The organism is Marinobacter sp. H13 (assembly GCF_059072335.1).
The window spans coordinates 4,227,692-4,239,602 of the sequence record NZ_JCACRU010000001.1; the positions used below are offsets into that span (position 1 = coordinate 4,227,692).

An 11,911-nucleotide genomic window follows, 5' to 3' on the forward strand; every position below is an offset into this window, starting at 1 on the left:
CCGGTGCATGGCCTGGTTATGCAGCATGTAGCGGCTTGATCCGATCCACTTCTTCCTTGACCGACTGAGCGGCGGTCCAAAGATCAACAGATCGCTGCGCATTCAGCCAGAATTCCGGCGAATTACCAAACAAACGTGCAAGCCTAAGCGCCATTTCAGGGCTGACAGCACGACGCTCGCGCAGTAATTCATTAACTGACTGGCGAGAGACACCCAGAGACTCAGCCAACCCCGAAACAGTCAGGCCATAGTCCGGAAGAAAATCCTCCCTCAGCATTTCGCCAGGATGAGTCGGTTTGCGCTGCATACCGGCAGTATTAAGAATAGCCATAGTCATCCCCTCACTCAGTGGTAGTCACACACCTCGACTTCATACGCATCGCCATCTTCAAAACGAAAACAGATACGCCACTGATCATTTATTGAAATTGCATGCTGCCCCTACCTGTCTCCCGACAGCGGGTGAAGGCGATTGCCAGGCGGCACTTTCAAATCCTCTAACTGTACGGCCAGATCCACGTATTCAAGTTTTCTAGCGGCTCTCGATGCAACATCCGCAGGAAATTTCTTTGACTTGCCCTTGGAGTAAAGTTCTTGGGTTCGTTTGTCAGCAAAGGATTTGATCATGAAACGAAGTGTATTGCGTCACGTGACGCTTGTCAATATGGCCTGAGAATTACTGCATAACGCTGAGCTTAGCGGCGCCACGACAGTGGCGTCCGGTGGACGGCCCTCGGGCCGGGAACGCACTACAGCGACTGGTTATACGTGAGTTTCCTTCGGAATCAGAGCCAATAGGTCAGTAACCCCAACGTCCGCACCTGCCTGTGATAATAGAGCGGAAACTTGCCCTCGATGATGAGCCTGATGGTTAAAAAAATGAAGGACAAGACTCGAATATCGCTTATTGGCCGGAATCCCTTTGGTGTTGTGGTAGCTGAGAACGAAATCCAGATCGCTTTGGGTTAACCCGGCTACCCAGCTAATAATCTGCCGGTCAAGCCAAGTCCGATGTTCGAATAAGCTACCAATATCGTCAAACACTATCTGGCTTAGGCTTGTCGGATTTGGAAGGTTGGCGACCTCCTGCAACGAGCCCACGCAGGATGGATGGTTGGCAAACCGCTTCAGCCAGATCGTGTCACCAACGACGATGTGATTCAGAGTTCCAAGAATAGAGCCGAAAAAAGCCCCGCGATCCTGAGTTAAGTCTGTTGCAGAGAGCGAACTTGCAGACTCGTAAATTTTGGAATTCATCCATTGGTTGTATATGGACAGCAATTCAAAGTGATCTTTCAGGCTCACCTGAGTTCCCTCTCATGTATAACATTTTTATATTGGTCGCGATGACCATTTTTCCGACCAACTATCCAGAATGACCACTTTGCCAATCGAACCAAAAGTTCAAAAAATCTCAATATCTTGAATTCCAAACTTGCCTCAAAACTTCTATAAAAACGATCACAACGACTGCTTTTCCTGAGATCACCAATTTTTCGATAAAACCGATGACTTTTCCTGCCCACCAAACAAAAAGGCCCGAAGTTCTCACTCCAGGCCTTCTTGTTACTCAGTGCCGCTCATCATCTCAACCGCACTTGCTATCGCCGCAGGAGAGGCAAGTCGCACAGCCGTCCATCACAATCACCGCCTTGGTGCTGCACTTGCCGCACATGGTGGCGTTGGGTGGGTAGTCGTCGGCTTTTTCGTCGTTCGTGGCCGTGCTGTGGCTGGCTTCGAACTCGGCGCGCTTTTCAGCGAGGATGCGCTTGGTGGTTTCGCTCATTTCCTCGCTTTCCAGCAGGCCGATGGCCTTCAGGTGCTTCTCAATCACGGCGCCGATTTCAGCGACCAGGGACGGCATGAACACGCCGCCTTTCTTGAAGTAGCCGCCGTTGGGGTCGTACACGCTACGCAGCTCTTCCACCAGGAAGGTTACGTCGCCACCCTTGCGGAATACCGCAGAGATAACGCGGGTGAGGGCGATGACCCACTGGAAGTGTTCCATCGACTTGGAGTTGATGAACACTTCGTACGGCTGCCGGCTTTCGTGGTCGGTGCCTTCGTTGAGCAGGATGTCGTTGATGGTGATGTACATCGCGTGCTCAGCCACCGGCGGCTTGATCTTGTAGGTGGTGCCCAGCAGGAAGTCCGGCCGTTCGATGTATTCGTTCATCTGAACGGGCTTGGTTTCCGCGTGCACCGGTGCCTGGTGTTCGGTAGCTTCGGGGTCGACCTTCTTTACGCGGTAGCCGACGATTTTGTTGCTGATTTTAACTGTCATGTTCGTTTTCCTGTGTCGGTTCCCGGATCAGTACTTGCCGTAGGTGCCTTCTTTAAGCGCGTCAAACAGGTTGGCGGCGTTGTGGATTTCGCCGTCGTACTCTACCTGCTCGTTGCCCTTGAGGGTGACCTTGCTGCCATCGTCCAGGGTGAACTCGTACAATGTGTTCTCGAGGTCTTTTTCCTTAACCAGTACGCCCTGGAAGGCTTCCGGGTTGAAGCGGAAAGTGGTGCAACCCTTCAGGCCCATGTCGTAGGCGTAGAGGTAAATGTCCTTGAAGTCCTGGTAGGCGAAGTCTGTCGGAACGTTCGCGGTCTTGGAAATCGAGGAATCTACCCACTTCTGGGCGGCGGCCTGGATGTCCACGTGCTGCGACGGTGTTACATCGTCGGAGGTGGTGAAGTAGGCCGGCAGCTTCTTGTCCTCGTCATCGGAGAACGGCATGGCGCCCGGGTTCACCATATGACGATATGCGAGCAGCTCGAAGGAGAATACGTCGACTTTCTCTTTGGTCTTCCGGCCTTCGCGGATGATGTTACGCGCGTAGTGATGCGAGAAGCTCGGCTCGATGCCGTTACTGGCGTTGTTGGCCAGTGACAGGCTGATGGTGCCGGTCGGCGCGATGGAGGTGTGGTGGGTAAAGCGGCCACCTTTCTCGGCCAGTTCTTCCACCAGCTTCGGTTCCACGTTGGCAATCTGCTGCATGTACTTGCTGTACTTGGCGTGCAGGATGCGGCCTTTCACCTTGTCGCCCAGTTTGTAGCCGTCTTCAGACAGCTGCGGGCACTTGGTGAGCATTTTCGGGGTAATTTCGAACTCGTCGTCCATGATTGGCGCAACGCCTTTTTCTTCGGCCAGGGCGAGGGACTGGCGCCAGCCTTCCACGGCCATTTCACGCACGACTTCTTCGGTGAACTGTACGGATTCTGCAGAACCGTAGGGCATGCGCAGCATGGCGAGGGTGGAACCCAGGCCCAGGATGCCCATGCCGTGGCGGCGCTTGTAGGTGATTTCGTGGCGCTGCTCGGCCAGCGGCAGGCCGTTGATCTCTACCACGTTGTCCAGCATGCGGGTGAAGATGCCCACCACCTTGCGGTACTTCTCGTAGTTGAAGCTGGCCTTGTCGGTGAACGGGTAGTCCACGAACATGGTCAGGTTCACCGAGCCCAGCAGGCAGCTGCCGTACGGGGGCAGGGGCTGCTCACCGCAGGGGTTGGTGGCGCGGATGTCTTCGCAGAACCAGTTGTTGTTCATCTGGTTGACCTTGTCGATCAGGATGAATCCCGGCTCGGCGTAGTCGTAGGTGCTGGTCATGATGGTGTCCCAGATGAACTGGGCTTTCAGGGTGCGGTAGATGCGGCAGGCAACCTTGCCTTCCCCGTTCACCACGTAGCCTTTCTGTTCGGGGAAATCACGGTATACGAACTGGCTCTCGTCGCTCAGGTCCAGCTTTTCGTCTTCCACTTCCTTCTGGGTAACAGGGAAGGAGAGGTGCCAGTCGTCGCCGTTGCGTACGGCTTCGATGAAGTCTTCGGTGATCAGCAGCGAAAGGTTGAACTGGCGCAGGCGACCGTCTTCACGCTTGGCCTGGATGAAATCGATCACGTCCGGATGGTGCACATCGAAGGTGGCCATCTGGGCGCCACGGCGGCCACCGGCAGAGGACACGGTAAAGCACATGCGATCGAAGATATCCATGAACGACAGCGGGCCGGAGGTGGTTGCCCCGGCGCCGGCCACATACGCGCCTTTCGGGCGCAGGGTGGAGAATTCATAACCGATACCACAACCTGCCTTGAGGGTAAGGCCGGCTTCGTGGTTCTTTTCCAGGATGTCGTTCATGGAGTCCTGAACGGTGCCGGAAACGGTGCAGTTAATGGTGGAGGTTGCCGGCTTGTGTGCTTCGGCACCCGCATTGGAGGTAATCCGGCCGGCGGGAATGGCGCCGTTCTGCAGGGCCCAGATGAAGTTCTTCATGTGCTGGGTGCGTACGGATTTGTTTTCCACCTCGGCAAGGGCTTTGGCAACACGTTCGTAGGTTGCGTTGATGTCCTTGTCTACGGGCTCGCCGGTCTTGGTCTTCAGCTGATATTTACTGTGCCAGATGTCGATCGAGGCTTCCTGCATCGGGATTGTCGTTACCACTGCCTGTGCCTTAGCGTTCATTTCCACCCTCTGTCTTCCGGTATGTCTTCTTTTGATGGCGCCAGTCCTTATACCGGCGGCGCCATACCCCTTGAGAATCGTCTGATTGGCCTTGGGCCTGTTTTCTTTTTAACCACTATATATGGGCTGAATCTGAAACGAGTATAACAGGATATAGTGTTCTGTGAATAAGAACGCAACTATTGATAGACGCTTCGGGGCAAAGAAAATCAATCAAAACCGACTTGAATCCGGGAAATTTTTTCTAAAACAGCGGTTTGGGGCTAAAGGTTCAAAACCACTACATGTTGTGGTTTTGTGAGGATGTGGTGTCAATAGCGAATTGTGCGATTCCGGTCGAAAAGTGACAAAAACAAGCGGGCCCGGAGGGGAAACGGGGGCCAGTCTGGCCCCGTTTTTTTATCAGCCCAGCAACAGGCTGTCGTCGTCCACTTCCAGCCCACGCTGCTTTTCAAACAGCCCGAGCAGATCCTTCACTTCCAGACCTTCCCGATCTTTGCCTGCGATATCGAATACCACCTGGCCCTGGTGCAGCATTACCGTGCGGCTGCCGACTTCCAGTGCCTGCTTCATGCTGTGGGTTACCATCAGTGCCGTGAGCTTCTGCTCTTCGATGATCTTGGTGGTGAGTTCCAGCACGAATGCAGCGGTTTTCGGGTCCAGCGCGGCCGTGTGTTCGTCCAGCAGCAGGATGCTCGAGGGCGTTAGGCTCGCCATCAGCAGGCTCACGGCCTGGCGCTGACCCCCGGAGAGCAGGCCCATCTTGTCGCCAAGACGTTTTTCCAGGCCCAGATTCAGGGACGAAAGGCTGTCCCTGAATTTTTCCATGTACTGCTTCTTCACGGCGCTGGTGAGGCCGCGGCGTTGGCCACGTTTGATGGCCAGGGCGAGGTTTTCCTCGATGCTGAGGCCCTCGCAGGTACCGGCCAGTGGGTCCTGGAATACCCGGGCAACACGGCCGGCCCGTTTGTGGGTCGGCAGTTTGGTGACGTCCAGGTTGTCCACGATGATCTGGCCGCTGTCTACCAGCACTTCGCCGGCGAGGGCATTCAGAAAGGTGGATTTGCCGGCGCCGTTGCTGCCTATCACGGTGACGAACTCACCCTGGTTAACGGTCAGGCTCATACCCCGAAGGGCCGGGTTTTCCAGCGGTGTGCCCCTGCCAAAGGTAAGCCGGAGATCGGTTGCACTGATCATGTCGCCTCCTTAGGCCTTGCTACGGGAAAGTTTGCCGGCAATGGATGAACGTACGCCGGGCAAAACGATGGCCAGGGTAACCAGAACCGCGGTAATCAGGTTCAGATCCTGGGCCTGCAGTCCCAGGAAATCCGCATTCAGAGCGAAGGCAATGGCCAGTCGGTAGATGATTGCGCCCACCACGCACGCGATGAGCGCGCGTACCACGGTCGAGGGAGTCACCACGGCTTCACCGCCAATCAGGGAGGCAAGGCCAATGACGATCACCCCTACGCCCATGGTGACATCGGCTGCACCCTGGCTCTGGGCAAAGAGCGCACCGGCAAGTCCGACAAGGCCGTTGGAAACGGCAACGCCGAGAACAATCATGGCGCCGGTGGCGATGCCCTGTGCCCGGGCCATTCTGGCGTTGGCGCCAGTGGCTCGCATGGCCAGACCGGTTTCGGATTTCATGAAACGCCACAGCAGGATAAGGGCAACAAAGACCACAATAACGAACAGAAGCACCGGTACCTGATGGTAGGCCAGATCCAGGTCGTACCAGGGCGTCAGCACGGTTTCTTCGGTCAGCAGGGCCACGTTCGGGCGGCCCATGATGCGCAGGTTGACTGAATAGAGCGCAATCATGGTCAGGATCGAGGCCAGCAGATTAAGAATGTTGAGTTTCACATTCAGCAGTGCTGTTACCGCGCCTGCGGCCATGCCGGCCATGACGGCACAGCCTGTGGCTAACCACGGGTTCCAGCCTTCAATGATCAGTACGGCGGCAACGGCAGCACCGAGGGGAAAGCTGCCATCTACAGTGAGATCCGGGAAATCCAGCACCCGGAAGGAGAGGTAGATGCCGAAGGCGACCAGGCCGTAGATCAGTCCGGTCTCAATGGCACCATAAAGAGCGATGTTACTCAGCATGGTCGGGTATCACCAATGATAAAACGGGCAGCCCCTCGTGAGGGCCGCCCGTTGGGTTCAGGGGGATTACTTGGCGCTGTCGATCACTTTCTTCGCGTCTGCGATTACATCATCTGACAGGGTGATGCCCATGCGCTCTGCGGCGGCCGGGTTCACGAACAGGTCCAGCTTCTCCATGGTTTCAACCGCCATTTCGCCGGGTTTCTCGCCATTCAATACCCGGGCAACCATCACGCCGGTCTGGCGGCCATGGTCGTAGTAATCAAACCCGAGTGCTGCAACGGCACCGCGCTCAACGGTAGCGGTGTCTGCCGCGAATACCGGAATGCTGGCGCGCTCACCAACAGAGATGACGGCTTCGGCAGCACTGATCACGGTATTGTCTGTGGTCAGGTAGATGGCGTCTGCTTTACCCACCAGGGAGCGGGCCGCGCCCAGAACCTCGGAAGTTTTGGTGGCAGCACCTTTTACCAGTTCAAGGCCACGCGCCGCGAGGCGCTCTTCGAGCAGTTCCACCAGGGAGACGGCATTGGCTTCGCCCGGGTTGTACACCGTGCCAATGCGTTTGGCATCGGGCATTACGCGCTGCAGCATGTCCAGGTGTTTGTCGATGGGCAGCATGTCGCTTACGCCGGTAATGTTGGCGCCAGGCGCCTCCAGATTACTTACCAGCTTGGCGCCAAGCGGGTCGGTCACAGCGGAGAAAATCACCGGTGTATTGCGGGCCGCAGCGGCAACGGTTTGCGCGGAAGGCGTTGCAATCGCCACGATCACGTCGGGACTCTCACCAACGAATTTGCGAGCAATCTGGGAAGCAATGGCAGAGTTGCCCTGGGCACTTTCGTGCATCACTTCGAGGTTGTCGCCCTCTTTGAAGCCGCGCTCGGCGAGTTCATCTTTTATGCCCTGGTAGACGGCGTCCAGTGCCGGGTGTTCCACAATCTGTGTGATGGCTACAACGCGGGGTTCCTGTGCCTGAACAAGTGTTGCCAGCGCCAGCAGGGTGGCACCGAACAGGGTGCGCAGGGTTGTCTTGGCCATATGCCCATCTCCGGGTAGGTTAACTGATATGTTGCGAATCTGAAGGGGCGGAAGTTTACCACAGGCAAGGGGTTCAAGGGGTAGGGGATGTTGCCGGTGGCGGCGTTTTGGTTGCAATAGATGCAGTTGGAAATTATTTTGCTTGTGTCACGTTTTGACCGCTCATACTATGTTGAAATACCCTACGAAAGTCTAATAATAAATCATCTATAACTCGAATAACGAACTGCAAGGAAGGTCCATGGACACAACAAACAAGCTTCCCCTGGATATGGTTGATCACTGGGAGAAGGCCAAGGCGAACTCCGTATACATGACCCAGCCCATTGGCGACGGCAAAACCGTCGACTATACCTGGGGTCGGGCGGTGGATGAGGCGCGGCGCATGGCGTCTTACCTCAAATCGCTGAATCTCCCCGAAAAGAGCCGCATCGGCCTGATCTCCAAGAACTGCGCCCACTGGATCATGACCGACTGGGCCATCTGGATGGCCGGTCACATTTCCGTTCCGCTGTATCCCACCCTGAATGCCGACACCGTTAACTACATCCTGAACCACGCCGAGTGCGAGGTGGTGTTTGTCGGCAAGCTGGACGACTGGGACATGATGAAACCGGGCGTGCCGGAATCCGTGCGTTGCATCTCCTTCCCGCTGAGCCCTCCCAATGATTTCGAAACCTGGGACGATATCGTCGCCAAGTATCCGCCTCTGGAAGAAAATGTTAAGCGTGATGCCGACGAACTGGCCACCATCGTTTACACCTCAGGCAGCACCGGTAAACCCAAGGGCGTCATGCTCAGCTTTTACAACATGGCCTATGCGGCAGAGGGCGGCATGGAGGTACTCGGTGTGAGCTCCGAGGAGCGCATGTTGTCGTACCTCCCGCTGGCTCACGTGTTCGAGCGTACCTTTGTTGAGCTGGCCTCGCTCTATGCGGGTTTCCACCTGTATTTTGCAGAATCTCTGGACACCTTCGTGCAGGATTTGCAGCGTGCGCAGCCAACGCTGTTCCTCTCGGTACCGCGCCTGTGGGTGAAATTCCAGCACGGTGTGCTCCAGAAGCTGCCGAAGAAGAAGCTGGACCGGCTGCTGAAGATTCCGGTGGTCAACAAACTGATCAAGAAGAAAATCCTGAAGGGCCTTGGTCTGGACAAGGTCAAGCTGGCAGGCAGTGGCTCAGCCCCCCTCGCGAGCGACGTTCTGGACTGGTACCGCAACCTCGGCCTCGAGTTGCTTGAGGGCTATGGCATGTCTGAAAACTTTGCCTACTCCCACATGAGCAAGCCAGGGCGCTCAAGAACCGGTTACGTTGGTGAGTCCGCGCCGGGGGTTGAAACCCGCATCAGCCCGGAGGGAGAGATTCAGATCAAGAGCCCGGCCACCATGATGGGCTACTACAAGGACGAAGAGAAAACCCGGGAGACCTTCACCGAGGATGGCTTCCTGAAGACTGGCGACAAGGGTGAAATTGATGAGATGGGCCGGCTCAAGATCACCGGTCGCATCAAGGAAATCTTCAAGACCAGCAAGGGCAAGTATATTGCGCCTGCACCCATTGAGAACCGTCTGATGTCCCACGATGCCATCGAGATGGTGTGTGTCTCCGGTGCCAATCAGACCCAGCCCCACGCGCTGGTGATGCTGGCCGAGGAGTCCCGGCCGAAAATGGCGGATGAAGCCTTCCGTAAGGAAATCGAAGAAAGCTTCAAGAAGCTGATTGCTGATGTGAACAAGACCGTGGATCCGCACGAACAGTTGGCGTTCATCACCGTAATGAGCGACGAGTGGTCGATCGAGAACAGCTTCCTCACGCCGACCATGAAGCTCAAGCGCAACGTGGTTGAGGATGCGTATCAGGAGCAAGTGGACAACTGGTATGCACAGCGTCAGCCGGTTATCTGGCAGTAAAACGCCCGATTCGAAATGAAGATGTTATAGCCCGGCTCTGCCGGGCTTTTTTTGCCGGAAGAAAACCGACGTAAGTCGCATAGGGAAAAGGAGAAAGCGGGCCTAAACTGGATGAATATCAGGAGGATGTTATGAGCCAGTTGTCCCTTTTCCAGAAGCGTATCCAGGACGAAATTCCCCTTTCCCGGGCGTTGGGGATTCAATTGCATTCCTGGGATGGCCATTCGCTGCTGCTCAGTGCGCCGCTGGAACCCAACAAGAACCACCAGGGTACGGGGTTCGGAGGCAGCGTGTACTCTGCGGCGGTTACTGCGGCCTGGGGCCTGACTGAATTGGCACTATGGGATCTTGGCTTAAAGGGCAATGTGGTGGTGCAGAGCGGGAATATCGACTACCTCGAGCCCGTGTCTTCCGATTTCTATGTGATCTGCCGCCTGCCCGGTGAGGAGGTACCGGAACGTTTTCGCAAGAGTCTGGCCCGGCATGGCAAGGGACGGCTGGATCTGACGGCTGAGGTTTTTTGCGGCGAACCAAACACAATGCCTGAGGGGGATCCTGTGGCGGTTTTCCAGGGGCGGTTCGTGGTTCAGGATGTGAAATCCCGGGTAACGTTCTGAGCTTGTCAGGCAATTGACCGGCTATTGGAGATTGAGCGGCTCATCAGAATAATCGGAATGATGCCGGCCAGAACGATAATCAGAGCGGGTAGGGCGCTGTGGTAAAGCCGCTCGTCAGAGGCGAACTGATACACGTAGGTCGCCAGTGTCTCAAAGTTGAACGGCCTGAGTATCAGGGTGGCCGGCAATTCCTTCATGCAGTCCACGAAAACCACCAGGGCCGCTGTCACCAGTGTGCCTCGCAACATTGGCAAGTGAACCCTGACCAGGGTGTTGCCCGGGGTGTGGCCCAGGGAGCGGGACGCCATGTCCATGCTCGGGGTAATCTTCTGCAACGCACTCTCCACGCTACCGGCCGAAACGGCAAGGAATCGCACGGTGTAGGCAAACACCAGGGCGAAGGCCGAGCCACTCAGTAACAGGCCCGTGCTGATTCCGAATACGTCCCGCATCAGGCTATCCAGCCAGTTGTCAAAACCTGCCAGGGGCACAATCACACCCACAGCCAGCACGGCGCCGGGCATGGCATAGCCCAGGCTGGAAAGGCGCATCAGTACCTGCATCTTGCGGGTGTTGTGCAGTCGGCGGCTGTAGGCGAGCGTGACACCAATCAGCAGAGTGGTGAGGGCTGCCGTGCCAGAGAGGAAAAGGCTGTTGAAGGTGTTTCGGACAAAATCCGGGTTCCAGCTTTCACCGAAGTATTCCCACGCATAGAGCCCGAGGGTTGCACCGGGAATCACGAAACCGAACAGAACCGGTAAGGCGCAAACCGCTACGCAAATCATCTGGCGCGGGAAGGACATGGTGAAGCGCTGGATCGGCTCACGGTTGTCCCGCGCTGCGAACTGTTGCTGGCGTCTGCGGGAATACCGTTCCAGGGTAACCAGGATCACCACGAAGATCAGCATTGTGGTGGCTATTTGAGCTGCCCCGCCGAGGTTGCCGAGGTTCATCCAGGTATCAAACAGGCCAGCGGTCAGGGTCTGGACGGCAAAGAAGTCCACGGTACCAAAATCGTTCAGGGTTTCCATCAGCACCAGGGAAAGGCCGACGGCTACCGCCGGTCGGGCGATGGGCAGAACCACCCTGAAGAACGTGCTCAGCGCGGAGTGGCCGAGACTGCGGCTGACCGCGAACAGAGACGGGGACTGTTCCAGAAAGGCGGCGCGGGCCAGAAGGTAAACGTAGGGATACAAGACCAGCCCGATCATCAGCGTGGCGCCTTCGAGGCTGCGAATTTCCGGGAACCAGTAGTCTGCGGCACTGCTCCAGCCGAACAGGTCTCGCAAGGCACCCTGAACGGGGCCAGCGTAGTCCAGGAGGCTTGTGTACACATAGGCAATAACGTAGGCGGGCACTGCAAATGGTAGCAGCATCGCCCACTCAAAGAATTTGCGACCCGGAAACTCGCACATGGTGACCGCCCAGGCCGACGCCAGGCCTATAACCAGGGTAAGGGCACCCACCCCAATCATCAGTTTGAGCGTGGTTGTCAGGTACCGGGGAAGGGTGGTTTCGATCAGGTGTGGCCAGATGTTCTCTTCGGGAAAAAACGCCAGAAAAATAACGGAGAGAACCGGAAGGGCGACGATGGCGGTGGTCAGAAGTGCGCTGATCATCCATTTTGGAGAGGTACGCTTAGCCAGCAGGGGCTGGGATAGCCCTGGATTAACGCTGGTTGCGGCCTCGCTCATAGTGTCCCTGCGCCTGGATGTGGAGTCTGTCCAATTGAAGGCTGCAGATTGTAGTCACCTGACCTGATGCCTGCAACGACTGGTGTCATAC

The 11,911-nt window shown here is 56.5% G+C and carries 11 protein-coding genes; 2 read left to right on the forward strand and 9 right to left on the reverse strand.

The annotated features are described in order from the left end of the window. Positions 1-16: 16 nt before the first annotated feature. The 8 genes from AC5JQH_RS19740 to AC5JQH_RS19775 all read right to left on the reverse strand — a co-directional run bounded on the left by AC5JQH_RS19740 (position 17) and on the right by AC5JQH_RS19775 (position 7,600). Entirely contained in the window at positions 17-337 is a 321-nt protein-coding gene (locus AC5JQH_RS19740) for a helix-turn-helix transcriptional regulator (RefSeq protein ID WP_493805811.1), read from the reverse strand. A gap of 104 nt (positions 338-441) precedes the next feature. Further along, complete coding sequence (locus AC5JQH_RS19745) at positions 442-627, reverse strand: type II toxin-antitoxin system RelE/ParE family toxin (RefSeq protein WP_493805810.1); 186 nt, start codon at positions 625-627, stop codon at positions 442-444. Between the two features lie 135 nt (positions 628-762). Further along, on the reverse strand, positions 763-1,305 hold the full coding sequence (locus AC5JQH_RS19750; protein ID WP_008174262.1) for a DinB family protein: 543 nt from the start codon (positions 1,303-1,305) through the stop codon (positions 763-765). Between the two features lie 283 nt (positions 1,306-1,588). Next, entirely contained in the window at positions 1,589-2,284 is a 696-nt protein-coding gene (locus AC5JQH_RS19755; protein ID WP_273045864.1) for a TSCPD domain-containing protein, read from the reverse strand. Positions 2,285-2,311: 27 nt separating this feature from the next. Continuing rightward, positions 2,312-4,450 carry an adenosylcobalamin-dependent ribonucleoside-diphosphate reductase gene (locus tag AC5JQH_RS19760; protein ID WP_039882043.1) on the reverse strand — a complete coding sequence of 713 codons (2,139 nt, stop codon included), beginning with the start codon at positions 4,448-4,450 and terminating at the stop codon, positions 2,312-2,314. 402 nt (positions 4,451-4,852) lie between these two features. After that, on the reverse strand, positions 4,853-5,647 hold the full coding sequence (locus tag AC5JQH_RS19765) for an ABC transporter ATP-binding protein (protein ID WP_092032790.1): 795 nt from the start codon (positions 5,645-5,647) through the stop codon (positions 4,853-4,855). Positions 5,648-5,656: 9 nt separating this feature from the next. Continuing rightward, the gene (locus AC5JQH_RS19770) at positions 5,657-6,559 is read right to left on the reverse strand and encodes an ABC transporter permease (RefSeq protein WP_008174269.1); all 903 of its coding nucleotides are present in this window, start codon (positions 6,557-6,559) and stop codon (positions 5,657-5,659) included. Between the two features lie 66 nt (positions 6,560-6,625). Then, on the reverse strand, positions 6,626-7,600 hold the full coding sequence (locus tag AC5JQH_RS19775; protein ID WP_008174270.1) for an ABC transporter substrate-binding protein: 975 nt from the start codon (positions 7,598-7,600) through the stop codon (positions 6,626-6,628). A gap of 241 nt (positions 7,601-7,841) precedes the next feature. On the opposite strand from AC5JQH_RS19775, the gene AC5JQH_RS19780 reads away from it, so the two are divergent. Then, positions 7,842-9,509 carry an AMP-binding protein gene (locus tag AC5JQH_RS19780; protein ID WP_288367919.1) on the forward strand — a complete coding sequence of 556 codons (1,668 nt, stop codon included), beginning with the start codon at positions 7,842-7,844 and terminating at the stop codon, positions 9,507-9,509. Between the two features lie 131 nt (positions 9,510-9,640). Next, a complete protein-coding gene (locus AC5JQH_RS19785) occupies positions 9,641-10,126 on the forward strand; it encodes a thioesterase domain-containing protein (protein ID WP_008174272.1) in 486 nt (161 codons plus the stop codon). A 5-nt stretch (positions 10,127-10,131) separates the two neighbouring features. On the opposite strand, the gene AC5JQH_RS19790 is transcribed toward AC5JQH_RS19785, so the two are convergent. Further along, complete coding sequence (locus AC5JQH_RS19790) at positions 10,132-11,820, reverse strand: ABC transporter permease (RefSeq protein ID WP_008174273.1); 1,689 nt, start codon at positions 11,818-11,820, stop codon at positions 10,132-10,134. Positions 11,821-11,911: the final 91 nt, after the last annotated feature.